We start from the raw sequence: 24,342 nt of genomic DNA, 5'->3' as shown, positions 1-24,342 counted from the left end.
CTGATCGGATCCGCTTGACGAAAGAGGCATTATGAAGTCCAAAGCAGCGGTGTTGCGCGGTGTCGGCCTGGACTGGGAGGTCGCTGAGGTAGAGCTCGATCCCCCGCACGCGGGTGAAGTGCTCGTCAAGATGGCCTACGCGGGGATCTGCCACTCCGACGAGCACTTCTACACCGGTGACAGTGTGCCGACCGCGGAGATGGAAGAGATGATGCGGGCGTCCGGCCTTCCGGTGCCCGAATGGTTCCCCATGCTCGGCGGGCACGAGGGCTCCGGCGTCGTCGAGGCGGTCGGTCCCGAGGTGAAGACGCTGAAGCCCGGTGACCACGTGGCGATCTCATTTCTGCCCTCCTGCGGGCACTGTCGGTGGTGCGCCAGCGGCTACACCTACCTGTGCGACGTGGGCGCCGACATCTACGACAAGGCGATGACCACCGACGGCACCCGGCGTCGCCACCTGGGCGACGAAGACCTCATGGCGATGATGCAGGTCGGCACCTTCTCCGAGTACGTGGTGGCGTCCGAACGCTCGCTGGTCAAAGTCCACGACTGGGTCCCGCTGGAGGCGGCCTCGCTGGTGTCCTGCGGTGTGACAACGGGATTCGGGTCAGGGTCGGTCGCAGCGGGTACCCAGGCCGGCGATACCGTCGTCGTGGTCGGTGTCGGCGGGATCGGCATGAACGCCGTGCAGGGCGCGAAGGTCGCCGGGGCCAAGCACATCGTCGCCGTGGATCCCAACGAATTCAAACGCGCGGCCGCGCCGACGTTCGGGGCCACCCATACCGCCACCGACACGGCTGCTGCGCTGGAGCTGGTCAAGGAAATCACCTGGGGTGTGATGGCCGACCGGGTCGTGCTCTCACCCGGGATCGTACCGGCGGACATGATAATGACGGCGATGATGTTGGTGCGCAAGGGCGGAACGTGTGTACTGACCGGGATGCCCAAGATCACCGACCTCATGGTGCCGATGGTCCTCACTGACATGGTCAGCTCGTGCAAGACGTTCAAAGGCGTGCTGTACGGCGAGATGAACCCGCGCGAGGCGATGCCGAAACTGCTGTCGATGTACGAGGCGGGCCTGATCAAGCTCGACGAACTGGTCACCCAGAAATACAAGCTCGACGATATCAACGAGGCCATGAAAGACCTACGCGACGGCAAGAACATCCGCGGCGTCATCGCCTTCGAGTGAGGCTCAACGTCCGCTGAGCGTCAGCGTCCCTTCGGTTTTCAGCACCTTGTCGGCGGTGATCTTCTCGGCCTTGCGGGCCTCGCGCTCGAGGTAGCGCTGCTTGGACTCGTCGAATTTGTCGCCGGCCGCCTCGAGCTCCTTGACCAGCACGGCGAGGTCGTCGCGCATCCGGGCGGCCTCGCCGGCGAAGTCTTCGCGTTCGAAGATGCGCCACTTCCTCAGCACCGGCATGACCACCTCGTCGAGGTGGATGCGCGGGTCGTAGACGCCGCCGACCGCGATGATCACGGCCTTGCGCCGGAACTCCGGCACCGTGAACCCGGGCATCTTGAAGTTGCGCAGGATTCGGTGCAGCGAGCGCATCGCCTGGTCGGGCGCGATGTCCAGGCCCGCGGCGCTGACGTCTCGGTAGAAGATCATGTGCAGGTTCTCGTCGTGCGACACCCTGGCCATCAACTGCTCGGCGATGCTGTCGTTGGCGGCTTTGCCGGTGTTGCGGTGCGCGACGCGGGTGGCCAATTCCTGGAACGACACGTACATGACCGAGTCGAACAGGCTCTCGGCGAACATGTCGCCCTGGTGATTCTGGCCGGGGCTGAACCCGCGGGTCAGTTGCTCCATGCGCAGCTTCTCCAATTCGACCGGGTCGACCGCGCGGGTGACCACCAGGTAGTCGCGCAGCGCCGTGCTGTGCCGGTACTCCTCGGCGGTCCACCGATTCACCCACTGTCCCCACGGGCCGTCCATGCCGAAGTTCATCGCGATCTCACGGTGGTACGAGGGCAGGTTGTCCTCGGTCAGCAGGTTTTGCACCATCGCCACTTGTGCTACGTCCGAGAGCCGGCTCTGCCCGGGCTCCCAGTCCTGACCGTCCAGGGCGTAGAAGTTCTTGCCGTCCGACCACGGCACGTAGTCGTGCGGGTGCCATTCCTTGAACAGCGACAAATGGCGGTTGAGCAGCTGCTCGACGACGGGTTCGAGCTCGCGGAGTAGCTGCAGATTCGTCATGCCGGACACGGAGCCTCCCTATTATCTGTGTCGGGTGGTTACACCAAGATGACACGGTGGGAGTGGCCCAACTAGGGCCGAAAGTCCCCGGCGCCGCCGGCCGGGACGGTGGCTATTGCCGTGCGATCAGATAGGGCGCGAGCGTGGAGAGCTTTTCGCAGGTCTCCTCGAATTCGCGCTCGGAGTCGGACTCCCCGATGATTCCGGCGCCGGCCCGCAGCCACGTCTCCCCGTCGCATTCATAGGCCGCCCGCAGGGTCAGCGCCGCGTCCAGTCCGCCGTCCGCCGAAACCATCACGACCGCACCGGAGTACAGCCCGCGCGGGCCCTCGTCGAGGCGCAGGATGGCCTCGACCCCGGCCGCCTTCGGGATGCCCGACGCCGTGACGGCCGGGAACAGCGCCTCCAGCGCGTCCATCCGGTCGCTCGACGGGTCCAGCCGCCCGGTGACGGTGGAACCCAGATGCTGCACACTCCCCCGTTCCCGCACCGTCATGAAGTCGGCGACCACCGCGGTACCCGGTTCGGCGATCTCGGTCATCTCCTGCAGCGAGCTGCGCACCGAAATGGCATGCTCGACAATCTCTTTGGAGTTCGATTCCAGCTCGTCCCGCGCCTGACGATCGCGCACCACCCCACGACCGAGCGCCCGCGTGCCGGCCAGCGGCTCGGTCACCACGGCGCCGTCGCGGTAAACGGCCGCCACGAGCTCGGGGCTGTAGCCGACGGTGCGCATGCCGCCCAGCCGCAACAGGAACGACCGCACGGGGGTGTTGTGCCGGCGGCCCAGTCGATAGGTGGACGGGAAGTCCATTGCGAAAGGGACTTTGACGCATCGGGACAGGATCACCTTGCGGTACTTGCCCGACGCGATCTCCCGCACGGCCGCCGCCACCCGATCGCGGAAGCGCGACGGGTCCGCGGTCACGTCGACCTCGCGCGCGTCGGGCACACCGGGCACCCCGTTCGTCAACAGTTCACAGACCGCGGCGCGGTCGCCGGGTTCGGCGCCATCGAGGCGAACCGCCTCCGGGGTCACCACGATGCGGGCCCGGGGCCAAAACACCCGCGCCAACGGTGTTTTCGGTGCCAGTCGCTCCTGCAGCCCGTAGCGGTAGACGCCGAATTCGAAGGCGACCCAGCCGAAAAGCTGGTCGGTTTCCAGGAGCAGCCGGTCGATGGCCTCGCCCAGGACCGGCCCCGGCCGGCCGGACCATTGTTGCCGCCGAGTCGCGCCGTCGCGGATGACGCGCAGCTCGTCGCTGTCCAGCTCCACCATCGCCCGCACCCCGCTGGCCAGCACCCACTCCCCGTCGCGCTCGTAGAGCAGGTACTCCTCACCCAGTCGCTCCGGCAGCGCCGCGGCCAGTTGGGCCGCCAGGTCGGCGGGATGAACGTCGGGGGGCAGGGGAATCGACGGTGACGTGGTGCCGGCGGGACTCGTCTCGACGCTGACCTCGGTCACGGTAAGTAAATGTAGCCTAACCTATCTAATAACGACAACCGGGGCCCCGGGCGCCCGCGCGACGCCGCCGTCGCGCAGCGTTTACCGAAACTTAATGACGATCGTCGGCGCCCACCGCGGCTAACGCCGGCGCGGCCGGGTGTGATCGTCGGTGAGGCGCCTCCACCGTTGGCCGCCGTGGTCGCAGGGCACGCATCGGTCCGCTTGGGGGCGACCGGCCGCGGTCACCGACGGCCCGCCGTGTGGCTTCCGACCGAACGGAAGCCGGCGTGAAATCGCCTCGCTTCGTTCGCCTTCGACCCCGATAGCGCCGTTATGCAAAAGTTCGCCGGCTGGCCATACTTGATTTCCCCATGCGTCGAATCCCGTTATCCCCACAGTGAGTCTGAAGAAAAGACGCAGCGAATTCACACTTTTCGCGCCTCATGCGGTCCGACCAGCGCGGCTGTGGCCACGGGTGTCAGCAAAGTCGACGATTTCGGCACGTCGGCTCTGGATGGGCGCTGGACATGCGGGTTTTCTCCCGCGTGTCCGAGTGGCGGGCCCTCGCCGGCCGGGTTACGTTTTGCCCCGATCCCGGGCTGTCGCCGCCCGGGATCGCTGCTTCAAAACGAGAGGCACCCATGCTGCAAGAGTTCTGGCACAACTTCACGCACAACCTGTTCAAGCCGCTGCTGCTGTTCTTCTACTTCGGGTTCTCGATCCCGGTTTTGAAGGTGCGGTTCGAATTTCCCCACGTGCTCTACCAGGGCTTGACGATGTACCTGCTGCTGGCCATCGGCTGGCACGGTGGGGAGGAACTCGCCAAAGTCAGCGCCTCCAGCGTCGGGGCGATCGTGGGATTCATGGTGCTGGGTTTCGTGCTGAACGTCATGATCGGCGGAATCGCCTACCTGCTACTGAATTTGGTGAGCTCGCTCAAGAGCGTCGACCGGGCGACGGTCGCGGGGTACTACGGCTCGGATTCGGCGGGCACGTTCGCCACCTGCGTGGCCGTCCTGGCCGCCGTCAACATCGCCTTCGACGCGTTCATGCCGGTGATGCTGGCCGTCATGGAGATTCCAGGCTGCCTGGTGGCGCTGTATTTGGTGGCGCGACTGCGGCATCGCGGCATGGACTCGGCGGGTCGCCTGCCGGGCGAGCCCGGCTACCCGCCCCCGGCCGGGGTTTCCGTCGGGCCCGGCGCCGCGGACCGGCCCGCACCCGGCCAGAGCCTGGACGGGGAGCACGAACTGGACCGCACCCCCACCGAGGCCGGCGAGGTCGCCCCGGCCGCAACGGCGAAGAGGATGGCCCTTTTCTCGCGCGAGCTCCTGCAAGAGGTCTTCCTCAACCCCGGGCTGGTTCTGCTCTTCGGCGGAATCGTCATCGGCCTCGTCAGCGGGCTGCAGGGGCAAAAGGTCGTCGCCGACGACGACAAGTTCTTCGTCCTGGCGTTCCAGGGCGTGTTGTGCCTGTTCCTGCTCGAGATGGGCATGACGGCCGCGCGGAAGCTGAAGGACCTGCGCGCCGCGGGCCCGGGCTTCATCTTCTTCGGTCTGCTGGCGCCGAACCTGTTTGCCACGCTGGGGATCTTCGTCGCCTACGGCTACGCCCACCTGACCCACACCGACTTCAAGACGGGAACGTACGTGCTGTTCGCGGTGCTGTGTGGCGCGGCGTCCTACATCGCCGTGCCGGCCGTGCAGCGGCTGGCGATCCCCGAGGCGAGCCCGACCCTGCCGCTGGCCGCGTCGCTGGGTCTGACGTTCTCCTACAACGTCACCATCGGGATCCCGCTCTATATCGAGATCGTCCGCCTCGTCGGGCACTTGTTCCCGGGCGCCTGATCCCTAGCCGAGCAGGGTCCGCACCACCGCGTCGGCCAGCAGCCGGCCGCGCGGGGTGAGCACCAACCGGTCGCCCTCCGGCGACAGCAGCCCGTCGGCCACCACCGTCTCGGCCCGTTGCCGTTCGGCGTGTCCCAGCCGGTCGAGCGAAAGCCCTTGGCGCAGCCGGATTTTCAGTAGGACTTCCTCGGTGTGCAGGGCGTCGGCGTCGAGCCGCTCGAAGCCCGATACCGGCAGCGCGCCGTTGGCCAGCGAGGCCGCATAGGCGTTGGGGTGCTTGACATTCCACCAACGCGTCGCCCCGACGTATCCGTGGGCGCCCGGACCCGCGCCCCACCACTCGCCGCCGTCCCAGTAGCCGAGGTTGTGCCGGCACTCGCCGCGCGGCCGGCACCAATTGGACACCTCGTACCAGGTCAGCCCGGCCGCGGCCAGCCGCGCGTCGGCCAGTTCGTAGCGGTGCGCCAGCACGTCGTCGTCGGGGGCGGCCAGCTCCCCGCGCCGGACGCGCCGGGCCAGCGCGGTCCCCTCCTCGACGACCAGGGCGTAGGCCGACACGTGGTCTACCCCGGTCTCGACCGCCGTGTCGACCGAGCGCAGCAAATCGTCGTCGGACTCCCCCGGCGTTCCATAGATCAGATCCAGGCTGACGTGCTCGAAGCCGGCCGCCAGTGCCTCGCGGGCCGCGTCGGCCGAGCGGTTGGGCGTGTGAATCCGGTCGAGGACCCCCAGCACCCGCGGCGACACCGACTGCATGCCCAGCGACACCCGCGTGTAACCCGCGTCACGAATCGCGGCGAAGAAGTCCGGCCAGGCGGACTCGGGGTTGGCCTCGGTGGTGACCTCGGCGTCGGGTGCCAGGGCGAACTGGTCGCGCACCATGCCCAGCAGCTTGGCCACGCGCTGGCCGCCCAGCAGCGACGGCGTTCCGCCACCGACGAAGACCGTGTCGACCGTCGGTCCGCCCAGCCGCGCGGCCGCCACCTCCAGCTCCCTGCCCAGCGCCGCCAGCCAGGCGTCGGGGTTGACCCCGCCCAATTCCGCCGGGGTGTAGGTGTTGAAGTCGCAATAGCCGCAGCGGGTGATGCAGAACGGCACGTGCACGTAGAGCCCGAACGGCCGCCCGGGGCTCGGCTGTAGGGCGGGCAGCTCGGCCGGGGCCTCGCGAAGTGGCATGCCAAATACTCCCACGGCGGCGGTAGTGCTCGTATAACGGCAGGTCAACGGCATAATCCGGGCACGGCCCCGCAAACGGCTTCCCAGCGAGTTCCCCGCTCCGTTTGCCCGGGCGCCCAGGGTTGCGCCGTAGTTTGGGTCAGCGTGAGAAAAAATATGACCTGCTCGCAATCCGGGTCACGGTCCATGGCACAATGGCTCCCGTGACCGCCAACCTCAGCCTGCGCATTGCCCTCGTGGCTCGGCGGCACATCGATCTCAAGCGTGTCTGCAGCTGTTGCTGTCTGCCTTGATCTCGTAGACCCGCCCCACTGAACCTCCAGCTGGCTGCCGGATCTGCGCCGCCGGAATAAAACGGTGAGTTGCGCTGTCTGACGCCCTTGAAGTCCGTGAAGGAGAAGCCCGGAATGACAACAGCCCCTCCCGCAAAGCCCCGCAACGAGGGCCAGTGGGCATTGGGACATCGCGAGGCGCTGAACCCCAACGAAGAGATGAAACAGGCCGGCGCCCCGCTCGACGTGCGGGAGCGCATCGAAAACGTCTATGCCAAGGGCGGATTCGACAGCATCGACAAGGCTGACCTGCGCGGGCGCTTCCGCTGGTGGGGCCTCTACACCCAGCGCGAGCAAGGCTACGACGGGTCGTTCACCGGCGACGAGAACGCCGACCTGCTCGAAGCCAAGTACTTCATGATGCGCGTGCGCTGCGACGGCGGCGCGCTGTCGACGGCCGCGCTGCGGACCGTGGGCCAGATCTCGACCGAATTCGGCCGCGACACCGCCGACATCTCCGACCGGCAGAACCTCCAGATGCACTGGATCGACGTGCGCAACGTCCCCGAGATCTGGCGGCGGCTCGACGAGGTCGGCCTGCAGACCGCCGAGGCGTGCGGCGACTGCCCCCGCGTGATCCTGGGCTCGCCGCTGGCCGGCGAGTCGCTCGACGAGGTGATCGACCCCACCTGGGCCCTCCAGGAGATCGTGCGCCGCTACATCGGCAAGCCGGACTTCGCCGACCTGCCGCGCAAGTACAAGACCGCCATCTCCGGGCTGCAGGACGTCGCGCACGAGATCAACGACATCGCGTTCATCGGCGTCGACCACCCCGAGCACGGCCCCGGCCTGGACCTGTGGGTGGGCGGCGGCCTGTCCACCAACCCGATGCTCGCGCAGCGCGTCGGCGCCTGGGTTCCGCTCGACGAGGTGCCCGAAGTGTGGGCGGCGGTGACGTCGATCTTCCGCGACTACGGCTACCGGCGGCTGCGGTCCAAGGCGCGGCTGAAGTTTTTGATCAAGGACTGGGGCATCGAGAGATTCAGGGAAGTCCTCGAAACCGAGTACCTGAAGCGTCCGTTGATCGACGGCCCGGCCCCCGAACCGGTCAAGCATCCGATCGATCACGTCGGGGTGCAGCGGCTGAAGAACGGCCTGAATGCCGTCGGGGTCGCCCCGATCGCCGGGCGGGTCTCCGGCACCATCTTGTCGACGGTGGCCGACCTGGCCGAGCGGGCCGGTTCGAACCGGATCCGGTTCACCCCCTACCAGAAACTCATCATCCTCGACGTGCCCGACGACCAGCTCGACGAGCTGATCGCGGGTGTGGAGGCGCTGGGACTGCAGTCCCGCCCGTCGCATTGGCGCCGAAACCTCATGGCGTGCACCGGGATCGAATACTGCAAGCTGTCGTTCGCCGAAACCCGCGGTCGAGCACAGGATTTGGTGCCCGAGCTGGAGCGCCGACTCGAGGACATCAACGCCCTGCTGGACGTGCCGGTCACGGTGAACATCAACGGGTGCCCGAACTCGTGTGCGCGAATACAGGTCGCCGACATCGGGCTCAAGGGTCAGATGGTCGACGACGGCCACGGCGGCTCGGTCGAGGGCTTCCAGGTGCACCTGGGCGGCAGCCTCGGGCTCGACAGCGGCTTCGGCCGAAAACTGCGGCAGCACAAGGTCACCAGCGACGAGCTGGGCGACTACATCGAGCGGGTGGTACGCAACTTCGTCAAGCATCGCGACCACGGTGAACGGTTCGCGCAGTGGGTGGTTCGCGCCGAGGAGGGCGACCTGCGATGAGGGGGGAAGCGACGAGCCCGACGGAGGGCGAGCTGCGGGAGTTGGCGGCCCGCGGCGCCGCGGAGCTGCGGGGCGCCAGCGCCACGGATTTGCTGCGCTGGACCGACGAGAACTTCGGCGGCGTCAACGGGCCGCGCGGCTGGGCGACATGCAACTACGTCGTCGCGTCGAGCATGCAGGAGGCGGTGCTCATCGACCTGGCGGCCAAGGTGCGCCCGGGCGTGCCGGTGATGTTCCTCGACACCGGTTACCACTTCGTGGAGACCATCGGCACCCGGGACGCGGTCGAGTCCGTCTACGACATCCGGGTGGTCAACGTCACGCCCGAGCACACCGTGGCCGAGCAGGACCGGCTCATGGGCAGGGACCTGTTCGCCCGCGACCCGAGCGAGTGCTGCCGGTTGCGGAAGGTCGAGCCGCTGGGCAAGGCGTTGCGCGGCTACTCGGCGTGGGTGACGGGGCTGCGCCGAAGCGACGCGCCGACCCGCGCCAATGCTCCGCTGATCAGCTTCGACGAGGGCTACAAGCTGGTGAAGGTCAACCCGCTGGCCATGTGGACCGACGACGACATGCAGAACTACATCGACGAGCACGACGTCCTGGTCAACCCGCTTGTCTACGACGGCTATCCGTCGATCGGCTGCGCTCCCTGCACGGCCAAACCGGCCGAGGGCGCCGACCCGCGCAGCGGGCGCTGGCAGGGGCTGTCCAAGACGGAATGCGGGTTGCACGCGTCGTGAGCACCCTCGTGCTGACCGCGCACGGCAGCAAGGATCCACGGTCGGCGGCCAATGCGAGCGCCGTCGCTCACCGGGTCGCGCGCATGCGTCCCGGCCTGGACGTGCGGCTGGCCTTTTGCGAGCTGAACACGCCCAGCCTGGCCGACGTGCTCAGCGAGCTTTCCGATCCGGCCATCGTCACGCCCCTGCTGCTGTCCGATGCGTATCACGCGCGCATCGACATCCCCGGCCAGATCGCAGGTTTCGCGGATGTGCGCCAGGCCGACGTGCTCGGCGAGGATCCGCGGCTGGTCTCGCTGTTGCGCCGGCGCGTAACGGAATTGGGCGTTTCCCGGCTCGACGACCGGGTCGGCGTGCTGGTGGCGGCGATCGGGTCGTCCGACGCGACGGCCAACGCGCGCACCGCGCGGATCGCGCCGAAGCTGTTGGCGGGCACGCGATGGTCGGCGACGACGGCGTTGGTGACGCGCCCGGAACCCTCGCTCGCCGAGGCCGCCGACGCGCTCCGCCGCCGCGGCGCCCGCCGGGTGGTCGTGGCGCCGTGGTTCCTGGCGCCGGGCCGGCTGCCCGACCGGGTGCAGCGTTTCGCCGACGACGCCGGCCTCGCGATGGCGCCGCCACTGGGCTCGCATGCACTGGTGGCCGAGACGGTGCTGGATCGCTTCGATCGGGCGCTGGCCGAGCGCGTCGCGGCCTGAGCGTCAGTCAGGCCGGCTGCCTTTCATCGCTCCCGCGGACGTCAGCGCGCTGCGGTCGGTGTCGGCGCCGCGCCGGCCTCACCGGCGCGGGGAACGACGATGTCACTGGGGATGGGCGGCACCCGGGTGGCCCGCACGTAGACGGTGTCGCCGTCGCGCAGCGCCAGCGCCTCGGCGTCACCGCGGGTGATCTGCGCGGTGAACGGGCCCCCGGTGGCCGCGTTGGTCAATTCGACGCGGACCTCGAACCCCAGGGCGACCACCCGGTCGACGGTGGCGCGCACGACGCCGATGGACTCGGCGGTGCCGTCCCCGCCGGCGATGGCCATGTCGGGCCTGCGGCCGACGCGGATGTCGTGCGGGCGCACCAGCGCGCCGTTGAGCTCGGACACCGCACCCAAAAACGACATGACGAACGCGCTCGTCGGGGCGTCGTACACCTCGGTCGGGGAACCGACCTGTTCGATCCGGCCCTTGTTCAGCACGGCGATCCGGTCGGCGACGTCGAGGGCCTCCGCCTGGTCGTGGGTGACCAGCACCGTGGTGACGTGCACCTCGTCGTGCAGGCGCCGCAGCCACGCCCGCAGGTCCTCGCGGACCTTGGCGTCCAGCGCGCCGAACGGCTCGTCGAGCAGCAGCACCTCCGGGTCGACGGCCAGCGCGCGGGCCAGCGCCATCCGCTGGCGTTGGCCGCCGGACAGCTGGTTGGGATAACGGGTGTGAAAGCCGCTCAGCCCCACCACTTCCAGCAGGTTGTCGACCTTCTCCTTGATCTCCGCCTTGGACCGCTTGCGGATCTTCAAGCCGTACGCCACGTTGTCGCGGACGGTCAGGTGCTTGAACGCCGCGTAGTGCTGGAACACGAACCCGATGCCGCGGCGCTGCGGGGGCACCCCGGTCACGTCGCGACCGTTGATCGTGATGGTGCCGCTGTCGGGCTGGTCGAGGCCGGCGATGGCCCGCAGCAGCGTTGACTTGCCCGACCCGCTGGGGCCCAGCAGCGCGGTCAGCGACCCCTTCGGTACGACGAAGTCCACATGGTCGAGCGCGACGAAGTCGCCGTAGTGTTTGTAGGCGTCGCGCACGATGATCGCGACGTCGCCGCGTGGGGTTGCGTTATCGGTCATCCACAAATCTCCTTGCCGGGCCTATTTTGTCGCTCGTGCCCGGCGGGCGTCGAGAATTACCTGGAAGATCAGGACCAAGACGGCGACCCCCATCAGCAGGGTCGACAGCGCATAGGCGCCGTACTCGGCCCCTCGGTTGTACCGGTCCGACACAAGCAACGTCAGCGTCTGCGATTTCCCCGGAAGGTTGGACGACACGATGATCACCGCGCCGTATTCGCCGAGGGTACGCGCGACGGTCAGCACGATGCCGTAGGTCAACCCCCACCGGATGGACGGCAGGGTGATCCGCCAAAACGTCTGCCACCAGCCCGAACCGAGGGTGGCGGCCGCCTCCTCCTGGTCGGTGCCGAGCTCGTGCAGCACCGGCTCCACCTCGCGCACCACGAACGGCAGGGTGACGAAGATGCTGGCCAGCACGATCCCGGGCAGCCCGAAGATGACCTTGAGCCCCAGGTCCCTTTCGACAAAACCCAGCGCGCCGGCCGATCCCCACAGCAGCACCAGGGCAACACCCACGATGACCGGGGAGACCGCGAACGGCAGGTCGATGATCGCCTGCAGCACGCCTTTGCCGCGAAAACGGTTGCGCGCCAACACCAGAGCGGTGGGGATGCCGAAGACCACGTTGAGCGGCACCACGATGGCCACCACCAGCAGCGAGAGGTTCAGCGCCGATACCGCGGCCGGGGTGCTGACCCAGCCGAAGAACTGCCCGAGCCCCGGCCGGAACGTGCGCCACAGAATCAGCGCCACCGGGACGACCAGCAGCGCAAAGATGTAGGCGAGCGCGGTGAACCGCAGCAGGTAGCGAACGCGGCGAGACGACGTCATGCGGCCAGCTCCACGCGTTTGGCGGCGCGCCCACCCACGATCCGCAGGATCAGCAGCACAACGAATGAAATAGCCAGCAGCACAATCGATATCGCGGCGGCACCGGTGCGGTCGTCGTTCTCGATCAGCGTCCGGATCCACTGCGATGACACCTCGGTCTTGCCCGGGACGGCGCCGCCGATCAGCACCACCGAACCGAACTCGCCGATCGCCCGCGAAAACGCCAGCCCCGCACCGGATAACAACGCGGGCATGAGCGACGGCAGCACGACCGAGGTGAAGATCTTCGGGCCGTTGGCGCCCAGCGACGCCGCCGCCTCCTCGGTCTCGCGATCGATTTCCAGCAGCACCGGCTGGACGGCGCGCACCACGAAGGGCAGGGTGACGAAGGCCAGCGCCACCGCGACACCCCACGCGGTGTGCTGCAGGTGCAGGCCGACCGGGCTGTTGCTGCCGTACAGGGCCAGCATCACCAGGCTGGCCACGATGGTCGGCAGCGCGAACGGCAGGTCGATGATCGCGTCGACGAGGCGTTTGCCGACGAAGTCGTCGCGCACCAGCACCCAGGCGATGAGCAGGCCGAACACCAGGTTGAGGACGGTGACCCCGGCGGAGATGGTCAGCGTCACCCGGAACGACTCCAGGGCGGCGTTGGAGGTGACCGCGAGCCAGAAGGCGTGCCAGCCGCCGGCCGCCGCCTGCCACGCGATGGCGGCCAGCGGCAGCAGCACGATCACCGAAAGCCACAGCGTCGCGACGCCGAGCCGCAGCGAGGTGCCGCCCGGTCCGCGCGTCCGCCATGGACCGGCAAGCGCGTCGCGGGTGTCGGTGTCGAGCTCGGGCCGAATCGCTTCCGGGTCGGGGGTAACCGTTTCGGTCATCCGGTGGCCTGCGTGTAGATCTTGGTGATGCTGCCGTTGGTCTTGTCGAACAGCTGCGGATCCGTTGTGCCCCAACCGCCGAGGTCGGCGATCGTCCACAGTTTGACGGGCACGGGGTATTGGGCGCGGAAATCGGCGGCCACCGCCGGGTCGACGGGCCGGAAGCCGGTCTGCGCCCACACCTTCTGCGCCGCCGCGGTGTACTGAAAGTTCTTGAACGCGACGGCGGCGTCCAGGTGCGCACTGGTGGTCACCACCGCCACCGGGTTCTCGATCTTGAAGGTCTGCGGCGGGTTCACGTGCTCGACGGGTTTGCCGGCCCGCTCGGTGGCGATGGCCTCGTTCTCGTAGCTGATCAACACGTCGCCGCTGCCCTGGACGAAGACATCGGTGGCCTCCCGGCCCGACCCGGGGCGCAGTTTGACGTGTTCGCTCACGAGCTTCGCGATGAAGTCGACGCCGGCCTGACTGTTGTTCCCGCCCTGGCTCTTGACCGCGTACGGGGCGAGCAGATTCCACTTCGCCGACCCCGAACTCAGCGGGCTGGGAGTGACCACCTCGACGCCCGGCCGCAACAGGTCGTCCCAGTCCTTGATGTTCTTCGGATTGCCCTTGCGCACCACCAGCGTGACGACCGATCCGAACGGGACTCCCTTGGTGGCGTCGGTGTTCCAGTCCTTGGAAACCTTGCCGGCCTTGACCAACCGGGCGATGTCCGGCTCGACGGAGAAGTTCACGACGTCGGCGGGCTTACCGTCGACGACACCGCGGGACTGGTCGCCCGAGGCGCCATAGGAGGTGATCACCTGCACGCCCTTGCCCTCCTCGGAGGCGTTGAACGCGGGAATCACCTTGCTCCAGCCCGGTTCTGGGACCGAGTAGGCGACGAGGGTGATGCTCGTGTGCGCGTTGGCCAGCCCGCCGCCGCCGACGACGTCGCTGGGGCCGCCCCCGCACGCGGCGGCGACCCCGACCGTCAGCGCGAGCGCCCCGGCCCACCGCGCTCGCCGCCAACGCGGTGCGTTGCCGATGTCGTCGGGCATTGGTGGCCTTTCGCTACAGCTCAGTTTCGGGAATTTCGGGTCTGGTAGCCCGTGGCCGCGAACCAGGCTGGAAAGGCGCCTACAACGTCAGGAGAATTCACCACTGACCACCGGACCGCGCACGGGGTTGGGAGTCAGCGACAACAGTGCACGAAGACAACGCATTCGAAAACACCGGATGCCGCGCGCATGGGGCGAAGCCTAACAGGAATTCGCTGGGCCGCCACCGGACGGCATCGTCTCAGCGGGTCAGCAACCACGTGACGATCACCAGCACGACGAGCGCGACCAGAATCAACGTCACGTGTGACCGAGGCATGCGCGCTACCCGGGCGCCCCATCCGCGTGCCGGGCGCGGCGCATCAAAGTGATGCTTTTGCCGAGCAGGCGGTCGAGCAGGGCCGCGGTGCCGCCGGCCACCGCCAAGACGACGGGCATCACGATCAGCGCCTGCAGTACGAAGGGCAGGCCCGAAAGCCACAGCTCGTTGCCGTCCCACCAATTCAGGAACCCGCTCACCCGGCTCACCCTATTCGTCCCGGCACCCGAAACCAATGTGCCAAGATCGGCCCGTGGCACCCCCGCCCCCAGCGCCACCCGAATCGGCGGCAACGACCTGCCTGGTCGCCGGCGGCGGCCCGGCCGGCATGATCCTGGGCCTGCTGCTCGCCCGCGCCGGGATAGAAGTCACGGTGATGGAAAAGCACGCCGACTTCCTGCGGGACTTCCGCGGCGACACCGTGCACGCGAGCACGCTGCGGTTGCTGGACGAGCTCGGCCTGGGGCCGCGGTTCGCCCGGCTGCCGCATCGTCTGATCGACGCCGTGCACATGGAGATACAGAACGCCCCCGTCAGCCTCGACCTGACCCGGCTGCCCGGCGCCCATCAGCACATCGCCCTGGTCCCGCAGTGGGACTTCCTCGAGATGGTGGCCACCGCCGCCGAATCCGAACCCACCTTCCGGTTGTTGCGCAACGCCGAGGTGACCGGGGTGATCCGCGAGCGGGGTGACCGCGCCGAACGGATCGTCGGCGTCACCTACCGCGACGGGACCGGCGAGACCAAGCAGATGCGCGCCCCGCTGACGGTGGCCTGCGACGGCCGCGCGTCGACGGTGCGATCGGCGCTGGGACTGACGCCCCGCAGCTTCGGCGCGCCGATGGACGTGTGGTGGTTCCGGCTGCCGCGGCGCCCCGACGACCCGGGCGGACTGGCCGGCGTGCTGGGCGCCGGGCACGCGACGATCATGATCGACCGCGGCGACTACTACCAGGTCGCCTACATCATTCCGAAGGGCAGCGACGCCGAGCTGCGGGCCCGGGGCATCGGGGCGTTGCACGGGGCGCTGGTCGGCATGGTGCCGTGGCTGGCCGACCGCGTGGACGCGCTGACGTCGTTCGACGACGTTAAACTGCTTAACGTGCAGCTCAATCGGCTGCGACCGCTGGTACGCCGACGGGGCGCTGCTGATCGGGGACGCGGCCCACGCCATGTCGCCGGTCGGCGGGGTGGGCATCAACCTCGCGGTCGCCGACGCGGTGGCCGCCGCGCGCATCCTGGCCGGCCCGCTGCGCGGGGGGCGGGTCCCCACCCGCACGCTGGCCAGGGTGCAGGCGCGCCGCTGGCTGCCGACGGCCATCCTGCAGGCCGCGCAGCGGGCGATCCACGCCAACGTCATCGCGGTCGCGGTGGCTTCCAAAGATGGCGACGCCGACCCCACGCCGCCGCGCGCCGTCCGCGCGGTGAGCCGGACGCGGGCGCTGCGGCGATTCATCGGCTACATGGTGGCGATCGGGCCGCTTCCCGAACACGCGCCGACGTTCGCCAGGCGCCGCGCGTAGGGCGCGACACCCGGGGCAAAAAATGGACGCGGGACGCGTCGACGGTCGATGATGTCGGCATGGTCCTGCACGCCGAGCCCGCCGACGGCACCCCCGACGAGGCGTTCCGCGCGCCCCCCGAGACGGCGCTGCCGTCGCCGATCGACTTCAACGCTCCCGCGCCCCTGGCGACCAGCGGGTCGCTGCGGAACCCCTTTCCGCCGATCGCCGACTACGCGTTCCTGTCGGACTGGGAGACGACGTGCCTGATCTCCCCCGCGGGGTCCGTGGAATGGCTGTGCGTGCCGCGTCCGGACTCCCCGAGCGTGTTCGGCGCGATCCTGGACCGCAGCGCGGGCCATTTCCGGCTGGGCCCCTACGGGGTCTCGGTGCCGTCGGCGCGTCGCTACCTGCCGGGCAGCCTGATCATGGAGACCACGTGGCAGACCCACACCGGGTGGCTGATCGTGCGGGACGCGCTGGTGATGGGCAAGTGGCACGACATCGAGCGGCGGTCGCGGACGCACCGCCGCACGCCGATGGACTGGGACGCCGAGCACATCCTGCTGCGCACGGTGCGCTGCGTCAGCGGCACCGTCGAGCTGATGATGAGCTGCGAGCCGGCGTTCGACTACCACCGCGTGGGCTCCACCTGGGAATACTCGGCCAACGCCTACGGCGAGGCCATCGCCAGGGCCGCCCGGCAACCGGACGCCCACCCGACGCTGCGGCTGACCACCAACCTGCGCATCGGCCTGGAGGGCCGCGAAGCGCGCGCCCGCACCCGGATGAAAGAGGGCGACGACGTGTTCGTCGCCCTGAGCTGGACCAAGCACCCGGCGCCGCAGACCTACGCGGAAGCCGCCGACAAGATGTGGGAAACCACGGAGTGCTGGCGCCAGTGGATCAACATCGGCAACTTCCCCGACCACCCGTGGCGGGCCTACCTGCAGCGCAGCGCGCTCACGCTCAAGGGGTTGACGTACTCGCCCACCGGCGCGCTGCTGGCCGCCAGCACCACGTCGTTGCCGGAAACGCCCCAGGGCCAGCGCAACTGGGACTACCGCTACGCGTGGATCCGCGACTCGACGTTCGCCCTGTGGGGCCTCTACACGCTGGGGCTCGACCGCGAGGCCGACGACTTCTTCGCGTTCATCGCCGACGTGTCGGGCGCCAACAGCAACGAGCGCCACCCGCTGCAGGTGATGTACGGCGTCGGCGGCGAGCGCAGCCTGGTCGAGGAGGAACTGCACCACCTCTCCGGCTACGACCACGCCCGCCCCGTCCGCATCGGCAACGGCGCCTACGACCAAGTCCAGCACGACATCTGGGGCTCGATCCTGGACTCGTTCTACCTGCACGCCAAGTCCCGCGAGCAGGTCCCGGAGAACCTGTGGCCGGTGCTCAAGAAGCAGGTGGAAGAGGCGATCAAGCACTGGCGCGAGCCCGACCGCGGGATCTGGGAGGTGCGCGGGGAGCCGCAGCACTTCACGTCGTCGAAGGTGATGTGCTGGGTGGCGCTGGACCGGGGCTCCAAGCTCGCCGAGCGCCAGGGCGAACGAAGCTACGCCCAGCAGTGGCGGGCCATCGCCGAGGAGATCAAGGCCGACATCCTCAAGAACGGCGTCGACTCCCGGGGCGTGTTCACCCAGCGCTACGGCAGCGACGCGCTGGACGCCTCGCTGCTGCTGGTGGTGCTGACGCGCTTCCTGCCGCCGGACGACCCGCGGGTGCGCAACACCGTGCTGGCGATCGCCAACGAACTCACCGAGGAAGGGCTGGTGCTGCGGTACCGGGTCGAGGAGACCGACGACGGGCTGTCCGGCGAAGAGGGCACGTTCACGATCTGCTCGTTCTGGCTGGTGTCCGCGCTGGTGGAGATCGGCGAGGTGGCCCGCGCCAAGCGGCTGTGCGAGCGGCTGCTGTCGTACGCCAGCCCGCTGCACCTCTACGCCGAGGAGATCGAGCCGCGCACCGGGCGGCATCTGGGCAACTTCCCGCAGGCGTTCACCCACCTGGCGCTGATCAACGCGGTGGTCCACGTGATTCGCGCCGAGGAGGAGGCCGACAGCACCGGGGGCTTCCAGCCCGCCAACGCCCCGATGTAGGCCGCGTCCGCGGCGAACAGGCCGGCGGTCAGATCAGCGCGTCGACCTTTTCCAGCATCGCGCTCGCGATGTCGGTGGCGCTGTGATCGATGGCATGGGATTCGCCCGCAAGGTGGCCGGGCGGTCTCGAGGGGTTGAACACGTCGACCTCGACCTCGACGAGGCAGTTGTTGCGCACCCCGACGGCGCGCAGGGTCCGGACGCCGTCGGGGTCCGGATTCGGCTCCGACTTGGGGGTCGTCCACCCGATCGCAACCGTCGCCGCGAGAACGGACGGCGAAACCTGCACGTGGGAGATCGTGCCCTTGAGCCGGAACACGCCGGCCGGCAAGGACGTCGTCGCGCCGTCGCACTCCTGCCATTGCTGCGAAAACGCCGCGAATAGCGCGTCGGCGTCCGCGGCCGTGGGCAGGCTGACCGCCGCCTCCCGCACGCCCGTCACGGCCGTCGGCGCGGCGGCGTGCCGCCAGGTCTCCACCGCGACCTGCTCGATGTCGCTGGCGGGATAGACGTTCTGCTGCAGCATCGCCGCGACGCCCAAGCAGCCGTCCGGCAGGGCCGTCCCGGCGTCCTGCAACTCCTCCGGGCCGCCGAACCGCGGCGGGAACCGGGGGTCAATGTCCAACGGTTGCTTGACGATTCGCGCCAACGCCGTGTCGTTCAGGAGCACGTGGTTGACGGTCTGCCTGGCGAGCGAGCGCGGCTTGGGGCTCGGGGACGGTTGCGCGGCGCCGCCGACGTGCGCGGCGCAGCCGGCGGCGAGCATCACCGCCGCAAGCGGCACCACGGGAAGCCAGCGGCCTCCCCGGCCCGGCGCGCGCAACCGCATGACCCTCACCCAATCCCTTGGCTTAACTTTTTGTTCACCGTGAGTTTAATTTTGCCCCGCGCGCACGTCGATCCCCGCCGCCGGGGATCCTCGGCGCCGATCAGCTCAGGGCGCTGACGTTGTCCATCATGGCGTGCGCAACGTCGATCGCGCTGGCGTTTACGGTGGCCGACCCCGGATCGGAGGGCCGCCGCTCGCCGAAGAAGACCACCTCGACCTCGACGAGGCAGTTCAGTCGGACCCCCAGGGCCCGCGCCTGCGGCGTGGGCCGCAGGGCCGGCATGTTGGGCAACACCGACGTCGCGGTGTTGGTCGCCGCGACAACGAGATTGGCGACGCGGACGTCGCTGATGGCGTTGGTGGTGGTGATCGGGCCGTTGTTCTCCGTCGTCGTGGTGCCCGTGCACCGCTGCCATTGGTCCGAGAATTTCGCGAACAGCGCCTCGGCCTGCGCGGCAGACGGCAGCGCGACCACGCCCTCGAGGACGCTGATCACCTGAGCCGGCTCGCCGTTGTTCCACCACGCCGCCGAGGCGACGTCCTTGATGTCGGCGGGCTGGTAGACGCTGCGCTGCAGCATCGCGGTCACGCCCAGGCAATTGGCCGGCGGCAGCGAGGCGTACAGCTTTTCGGGGCCGCCGAACTCGGCCGGCTTGCGGGAGACGAAGGGCTGGTTGAGCATCCGCGACAGCGCCGCGCCGTCCAACAGCACCTGCTTGACCGTCGCCCCGCTCAGCGGTCGCGGCTTGAGGTTGGGCGCCGGTTTCGCGGTGCCGTCCACCACCGTGCCGCAACCGGCGGCCAACGCGGCGACGGCCGTCAACGCCGCCGCCGGCCCGACGATTCGCACGGCTACTTCTTTCCCTTGTCCCCGCCGGCATCGGTGGACAACGCGGCGACGAACGCCTCGTTGGGTACCTCGACGCGGCCGATGGTCTTCATCCGCTTCTTGCCTTCCTTCTGCTTTTCCAGAAGTTTGCGTTTGCGGGTGATGTCGCCGCCGTAGCACTTGGACAGGACGTCCTTGCGGATCGCCCGGATGTTCTCGCGCGCAATGATTTTGGATCCGATCGCCGCTTGCACGGGCACCTCGAACTGCTGGCGCGGGATGAGTTCCTTGAGCTTGGTGGTCATCTTGTTGCCGTAGGCGTACGCGGCATCCCTGTGCACGATCGCGCTGAACGCGTCGACCGCCTCCCCCTGTAGCAGGATGTCGACCTTGACCAGGTCCGCCTCCTGCTCGCCGGCCTCCTCGTAGTCGAGGCTGGCGTAGCCGCGGGTGCGCGACTTCAGCGAATCGAAGAAGTCGAAGATGATCTCGCCCAGCGGCATGGTGTAGCGCAGCTCCACCCGCTCGGGCGACAGGTAATCCATGCCGCCGAGGTCGCCGCGGCGGGACTGGCACAACTCCATGATCGTGCCGATGAACTGGCTCGGCGCGATGATGGTGGTCTTCACGACGGGCTCGTAGACGGTGCGGACCTTGCCTTCCGGCCAGTCCGACGGGTTGGTCACGATGATCGAGTCGTCCGCCCCGCCTTCCAAGACCACGCGGTACACGACGTTCGGCGACGTCGAGATCAGGTCCAGGTCGAACTCGCGCTCGAGGCGCTCGCGGGTGATTTCCATGTGCAGCAAGCCCAAAAAGCCGCAGCGGAACCCGAAGCCCAGCGCCACCGACGTCTCGGGCTCGTAGGTCAGGGCGGCGTCGTTGAGCTGCAACTTGTCCAGGGCGTCGCGCAGGTCCGGGTAGTCCGAGCCGTCCACCGGGTACAGCCCGGAGTACACCATCGGCTTGGGCTCGCGGTAGCCGGTCAGCGGCTCCGTCGCGCCGTGACGCGCGGTGGTCACGGTGTCGCCGACCTTGGACTGGCGGACGTCCTTGACACCGGTGATCAGGTAGCCCACCTCCCCCACCCCGAGGCCCTCGCTGGGTTTGGGTTCCGGTGAGACGATGCCGACCTCGAGCAGCTCGTGGGTGGCGCCGGTGGACATCATCGCGATGCGTTCGCGCGGGGTGATCTTGCCGTCCACCACGCGGACGTAGGTCACCACGCCGCGGTAGATGTCGTAGACGGAGTCGAAGATCATGGCGCGGGTGGGCGCGTCGGCGTCACCCTGCGGTGGCGGCACCTGGCGGACCACCTCGTCGAGCAGTTCCGGCACGCCCTCTCCGGTCTTGCCGGACACCCGCAACACGTCGCCGGGCTCGCAGCCCATGATGTGGGCGATTTCGCCGGCGTAGCGGTCCGGGTCGGCGGCGGGCAGGTCGATCTTGTTCAGCACCGGGATGATGGTCAGGTCGCGGTCGAGCGCCAGGTACAGGTTGGCCAGGGTCTGGGCCTCGATGCCCTGGGCGGCGTCGACCAGCAGGATCGCACCCTCGCAGGCCTCCAGCGCGCGCGAGACCTCGTAGGTGAAGTCGACGTGGCCCGGGGTGTCGATCAGGTGCAGCACGTAGTCACCGGCGACAACGTCTTTTCTGCCGCCGGATACCTCCCACGGCAGCCGCACGTTCTGCGCCTTGATGGTGATACCGCGCTCGCGCTCGATCTCCATCCGGTCGAGGTATTGGGCACGCATCGACCGCTCGTCGACGACGCCGGTGAGCTGAAGCATCCGGTCGGCCAGCGTCGACTTGCCGTGGTCGATGTGGGCGATGATGCAGAAATTCCGAATATGCGCCGGCGCGGTGAAGGTCTTGTCGGCGAAGCTGCTGATGGGAATCTCCTGGTCGACTGGCGGTTCGGTGGTGTGTCAAGCGTATCCACGCGTCGCGGCCCGGACACAATTGGCGCGTCTATGCTGCGAATATGGCACCGGACAGGAAGTCGCCCGGAAAGTCACAGTGGAAGACGTTTCAACGGTTCGCGGAGAACCTGGTTTTCGACCGGGCTCCGCGTCTGGTCCGGCAGGTGCAAAACTCGCAGACCGTCTTGCGCGAACTCCAGCACGCCGTGAAGCTGACCGCCGACGTCATCGCCGCCGCCGCGCCGCAGCCACCCTCCGCGATCACCGCGGGCCGCCCGGTGACCAGCGTCAGCTTCCCCACCGCCCAGCGCGCGCGCAGGCTCGTCTACGCGCCCAACCTCGACGGGCGCGCCGACCCGGGAGAGATCGTGTGGACCTGGGTGGCCTACGAGGACGACCCGACCCGCGGCAAGGATCGCCCCGTCCTGGTGGTGGGGCGCGACCGCCGCGTGTTGCTCGGGCTGATGGTGTCCAGCCAGGAGCGCCGCGCCGGCGACCCCGATTGGGTCGGAATCGGTGCCGGCGCTTGGGATTACGAGGGCAGGGAAAGCTGGGTCCGCCTCGACCGGGTGCTCGACGTGCCCGAGGAGGGCATCCGCCGCGAGGGCGCGATCCTGGACCGCGAGCTGTTCGACGTGGTGGCGGCCCGGCTGCGCGCGGAATACGCCTGGACCTAGATTATTGGGGACTATTGGGCCCGCCGAGCGGGAAGCCACCGCGGAAAATCGCCGAAATCGCCGCCGTGAGGGCGCGTTCGGCGCGGCGGGACTATCCCTGCACTATCCCTGCGTGATGTAGGACTGCAGCTGTTGCTGCTCGGCCTCGAGTTCTTCCATTCGCGTTTTGACCACGTCGCCGATGCTGACGATGCCGATCAGCTTCTTGCCGTCCAGCACCGGCACGTGGCGCACCCGGTTCCTCGTCATCAGCACGCTCAGCGAGTCGACCGTGTCGGATTTCGTGCAGGTGGCGAGCGTGGCGGTCATGATCTTGGAGACCGGCCGCGACAGCACGCTGGCGCCGTGGGTGTGCAGCTCGCGCACGACGTCGCGCTCGGAGACGATGCCGAGGACGCCCTCGTCGCCCACCACCACCATGGCGCCGATGTTGTGCTCGGCCAGCCCGGCGAGCAGCTCCTTGACGGTTGCTTCGGGGTTGATCGTCACCACCGCCGCACCCTTGTTCCCCAAGACGTCCGCGATCCGCATCAAAGGCCTCCAAGCCGCTTGTGATCCGCTTCACACCAGGCTACGGCTAACTCGCGCGGCGGGAAAGCACGAAGACCGGCAGCCGACGGCTCCCATACCCCCGGCCTCGGGCGCCAAACACGCCGCGCCGAATAGCCGAGGCCCTTCGATGCGGCTTGCGAGGATGGGCCCATGATCGAGATCACGTTGCTGGGAACCGGAAGCCCCATCCCCGACCCCAACCGCGCCGGGCCGGCGACCCTGGTGCGCGCCGGCGGCCAGGCTTTCTTGGTGGATTGCGGGCGCGGCGTGCTGCAGCGCGCGGCGGCGGTCGGCGTGGGCGCCGCCGGGCTGTCGGCGCTGCTGCTCACCCACCTGCACAGCGACCACATCGGCGACCTCGGCGACCTGCTGATCACGCGGTGGATCACCACGTTTGCGCCCGAGCCCGCGCCGCTGCCGATCATCGGGCCACCCGGAACCGCCGAGGCGGTGGAGGCGACGCTGAATGCGTTCCGTCACGACATCGGTTACCGCATCGCCCATCACGCCGACCTCAACGCGCCGCCGGCGGTCGAGGTGCAGGAATACACCGACGGCCCGGTGTGGGACCGCGACGGCGTATCGATTCGCGCGGCCCCGACCGATCATCGACCGGTGACGCCGACGATCGGCTTCCGCATCGAATCCGAAAACACCTCGGTCGTGCTGGCCGGAGACACGGTGCCCTGCGCTGGCCTCGACGAATTGGCAAGCGGCGCGGACGCATTGGTGCACACGGTGATCCGCAAGGACATCGTCATCAACATCCCGCAGCAGCGGCTGCGGGACATCTGCGACTACCACTCGTCGGTGGAGCAAGCCGCCGCGACCGCCGCCCGCGCCGGCGTGGGGACGCTGGTGATGACGCACTACGTGCCGGCGCTGGTGCCCGGCCAGGAAGAACAGTGGCGCGCGCTGGCCGCGTCGGAGTTCGGCGGGCGCGTCGAACTCGGCGACGATTTACACCGCGTCGAGGTGCGCGCGCGGCAGTAGCGCGCCGGCCACCACCAGCCAGGCCAACGCGCACACCCGCGCGACGGGCAGGATCACCCCCAGGGCCGGCCAGACCAACACCAGCGTCGCCGATGCGGCGAGGGTGGCGGTCGCCGCGCCGGACCAGGCCACCGGCCGCGGCAGCAACCCGGCCACGAGGCCGGGGACCGCGACCCCGGCGACCAGCAGGCCCAGCGCGGCGACGTGCCCGACGCCGCCGACCAGGAAGACCAGAAGGTAGAGGGCGCGCACCGCCACGGCATCGGCGGCGATGTCCGGCCGTGACAGCGTCCAGCCCAGCAGCCCGGTCAGGCCCAGCGACCCGGCGGTCAGGGTGCCGCCCGTCAGCGCGATCGCGGGCCAGGACCCGGTGACGCCGAGCCGCCGCAACCGCGCGCCGGCGACCGCGGCGTAGAGCGCCAGGGGCACCGACGACGCGAACGTGGCGGTGGCGATGACGTGAACCGCGACCGGCTGCGCACGGACGTACGCCGTGACCGCGCCGGCCGATCCGTAGGGCAACGGCGGCACGCCGCCCAG

21 protein-coding genes and 2 pseudogenes are annotated in these 24,342 nt (G+C 68.9%); 10 read left to right on the top strand and 13 right to left on the bottom strand.

Translation table 11 applies throughout. The features are described 5' to 3' along the window. Positions 1 to 31 precede the first annotated feature (31 nt). Positions 32 to 1,195, top strand: coding sequence for an NDMA-dependent alcohol dehydrogenase (locus BST11_RS04340; protein ID WP_083136760.1), 1,164 nt, complete (start codon positions 32 to 34; stop codon positions 1,193 to 1,195). Between the two features lie 3 nt (positions 1,196 to 1,198). On the opposite strand, the gene BST11_RS04335 is transcribed toward BST11_RS04340, so the two are convergent. Both BST11_RS04335 and BST11_RS04330 read right to left on the bottom strand, forming a co-directional pair. Continuing rightward, positions 1,199 to 2,203 carry an acyl-ACP desaturase gene (locus tag BST11_RS04335; protein ID WP_083136759.1) on the bottom strand — a complete coding sequence of 335 codons (1,005 nt, stop codon included), beginning with the start codon at positions 2,201 to 2,203 and terminating at the stop codon, positions 1,199 to 1,201. Between the two features lie 112 nt (positions 2,204 to 2,315). Continuing rightward, positions 2,316 to 3,668, bottom strand: coding sequence for a salicylate synthase (locus BST11_RS04330; protein ID WP_083136758.1), 1,353 nt, complete (start codon positions 3,666 to 3,668; stop codon positions 2,316 to 2,318). 623 nt (positions 3,669 to 4,291) lie between these two features. Between BST11_RS04330 and BST11_RS04325 the strand changes: the two genes are divergently transcribed. Next, positions 4,292 to 5,497 carry a sodium-dependent bicarbonate transport family permease gene (locus tag BST11_RS04325; protein ID WP_083136757.1) on the top strand — a complete coding sequence of 402 codons (1,206 nt, stop codon included), beginning with the start codon at positions 4,292 to 4,294 and terminating at the stop codon, positions 5,495 to 5,497. Positions 5,498 to 5,500: 3 nt separating this feature from the next. On the opposite strand, the gene hemW is transcribed toward BST11_RS04325, so the two are convergent. Next, positions 5,501 to 6,673, bottom strand: a complete 1,173-nt coding sequence (gene hemW, locus BST11_RS04320) for a radical SAM family heme chaperone HemW (protein WP_083136756.1) — start codon at positions 6,671 to 6,673, stop codon at positions 5,501 to 5,503. Between the two features lie 194 nt (positions 6,674 to 6,867). Here hemW and BST11_RS29200 point away from each other — a divergent pair, with 194 nt between their 5' ends. From BST11_RS29200 to BST11_RS04305, 4 genes are all read left to right on the top strand, one after another. Further along, positions 6,868 to 6,966 carry an Ms4527A family Cys-rich leader peptide gene (locus BST11_RS29200; RefSeq protein WP_372509706.1) on the top strand — a complete coding sequence of 33 codons (99 nt, stop codon included), beginning with the start codon at positions 6,868 to 6,870 and terminating at the stop codon, positions 6,964 to 6,966. A gap of 114 nt (positions 6,967 to 7,080) precedes the next feature. Next, the gene (locus BST11_RS04315) at positions 7,081 to 8,748 is read left to right on the top strand and encodes a nitrite/sulfite reductase (RefSeq protein WP_083136755.1); all 1,668 of its coding nucleotides are present in this window, start codon (positions 7,081 to 7,083) and stop codon (positions 8,746 to 8,748) included. Then, on the top strand, positions 8,745 to 9,488 hold the full coding sequence (locus BST11_RS04310; RefSeq protein WP_083136754.1) for a phosphoadenylyl-sulfate reductase: 744 nt from the start codon (positions 8,745 to 8,747) through the stop codon (positions 9,486 to 9,488). The genes BST11_RS04315 and BST11_RS04310 overlap by 4 nt, the downstream gene beginning before the upstream one ends. Next, positions 9,485 to 10,186, top strand: coding sequence for a sirohydrochlorin chelatase (locus BST11_RS04305; protein ID WP_083136753.1), 702 nt, complete (start codon positions 9,485 to 9,487; stop codon positions 10,184 to 10,186). Before BST11_RS04310 ends, BST11_RS04305 begins: the two co-directional genes overlap by 4 nt. Positions 10,187 to 10,227: 41 nt before the next feature. Here BST11_RS04305 and BST11_RS04300 read toward each other — a convergent pair whose 3' ends face one another. The 5 genes from BST11_RS04300 to BST11_RS04280 form a co-directional block, all read right to left on the bottom strand. After that, positions 10,228 to 11,313 (bottom strand): sulfate/molybdate ABC transporter ATP-binding protein, encoded by a 1,086-nt coding sequence (locus BST11_RS04300; RefSeq protein WP_083136752.1) that lies wholly within the window; start codon positions 11,311 to 11,313, stop codon positions 10,228 to 10,230. 21 nt (positions 11,314 to 11,334) lie between these two features. After that, positions 11,335 to 12,147, bottom strand: coding sequence for a sulfate ABC transporter permease subunit CysW (gene cysW / locus BST11_RS04295; RefSeq protein WP_083136751.1), 813 nt, complete (start codon positions 12,145 to 12,147; stop codon positions 11,335 to 11,337). Next, positions 12,144 to 13,028, bottom strand: coding sequence for a sulfate ABC transporter permease subunit CysT (gene cysT, locus BST11_RS04290; protein WP_083136750.1), 885 nt, complete (start codon positions 13,026 to 13,028; stop codon positions 12,144 to 12,146). Before cysT ends, cysW begins: the two co-directional genes overlap by 4 nt. After that, positions 13,025 to 14,071, bottom strand: coding sequence for a sulfate ABC transporter substrate-binding protein (locus tag BST11_RS04285; RefSeq protein ID WP_083136749.1), 1,047 nt, complete (start codon positions 14,069 to 14,071; stop codon positions 13,025 to 13,027). Before BST11_RS04285 ends, cysT begins: the two co-directional genes overlap by 4 nt. A gap of 324 nt (positions 14,072 to 14,395) precedes the next feature. Beyond that, a complete protein-coding gene (locus BST11_RS04280) occupies positions 14,396 to 14,590 on the bottom strand; it encodes a hypothetical protein (RefSeq protein WP_083136748.1) in 195 nt (64 codons plus the stop codon). 35 nt (positions 14,591 to 14,625) lie between these two features. On the opposite strand from BST11_RS04280, the pseudogene BST11_RS04275 reads away from it, so the two are divergent. Both BST11_RS04275 and BST11_RS04270 read left to right on the top strand, forming a co-directional pair. Beyond that, positions 14,626 to 15,913 (top strand): annotated as a pseudogene (locus tag BST11_RS04275) (FAD-dependent oxidoreductase). A gap of 59 nt (positions 15,914 to 15,972) precedes the next feature. Then, positions 15,973 to 18,000: a glycoside hydrolase family 15 protein gene (locus tag BST11_RS04270; protein ID WP_083136747.1), complete on the top strand. Its 2,028-nt coding sequence runs from the start codon at positions 15,973 to 15,975 to the stop codon at positions 17,998 to 18,000. Positions 18,001 to 18,028: 28 nt separating this feature from the next. On the opposite strand, the gene BST11_RS04265 is transcribed toward BST11_RS04270, so the two are convergent. The 3 genes and pseudogenes from BST11_RS04265 to lepA form a co-directional block, all read right to left on the bottom strand. Further along, a complete protein-coding gene (locus tag BST11_RS04265) occupies positions 18,029 to 18,829 on the bottom strand; it encodes a sensor domain-containing protein (RefSeq protein WP_083136746.1) in 801 nt (266 codons plus the stop codon). A gap of 100 nt (positions 18,830 to 18,929) precedes the next feature. Further along, complete coding sequence (locus BST11_RS04260; protein WP_083136745.1) at positions 18,930 to 19,679, bottom strand: sensor domain-containing protein; 750 nt, start codon at positions 19,677 to 19,679, stop codon at positions 18,930 to 18,932. 2 nt (positions 19,680 to 19,681) lie between these two features. Beyond that, positions 19,682 to 21,642, bottom strand: a pseudogene (gene lepA, locus BST11_RS04255) (translation elongation factor 4). On the opposite strand from lepA, the gene BST11_RS04250 reads away from it, so the two are divergent. Beyond that, positions 21,643 to 22,257, top strand: a complete 615-nt coding sequence (locus tag BST11_RS04250) for a type II toxin-antitoxin system PemK/MazF family toxin (RefSeq protein ID WP_083136743.1) — start codon at positions 21,643 to 21,645, stop codon at positions 22,255 to 22,257. Between the two features lie 102 nt (positions 22,258 to 22,359). On the opposite strand, the gene BST11_RS04245 is transcribed toward BST11_RS04250, so the two are convergent. Beyond that, on the bottom strand, positions 22,360 to 22,788 hold the full coding sequence (locus BST11_RS04245; protein WP_083136742.1) for a CBS domain-containing protein: 429 nt from the start codon (positions 22,786 to 22,788) through the stop codon (positions 22,360 to 22,362). A gap of 171 nt (positions 22,789 to 22,959) precedes the next feature. Here BST11_RS04245 and BST11_RS04240 point away from each other — a divergent pair, with 171 nt between their 5' ends. Further along, on the top strand, positions 22,960 to 23,802 hold the full coding sequence (locus BST11_RS04240; RefSeq protein ID WP_083136741.1) for a ribonuclease Z: 843 nt from the start codon (positions 22,960 to 22,962) through the stop codon (positions 23,800 to 23,802). On the opposite strand, the gene BST11_RS04235 is transcribed toward BST11_RS04240, so the two are convergent. Beyond that, entirely contained in the window at positions 23,770 to 24,342 is a 573-nt protein-coding gene (locus BST11_RS04235; RefSeq protein ID WP_083136844.1) for a hypothetical protein, read from the bottom strand. The genes BST11_RS04240 and BST11_RS04235 overlap by 33 nt on opposite strands.

This window comes from Mycobacterium alsense (assembly GCF_002086635.1).
Classification (GTDB): domain Bacteria; phylum Actinomycetota; class Actinomycetes; order Mycobacteriales; family Mycobacteriaceae; genus Mycobacterium; species Mycobacterium alsense.
Note: the sequence above shows the minus strand (reverse complement) of the source record. Positions and strands in the feature narration are given on the sequence as shown.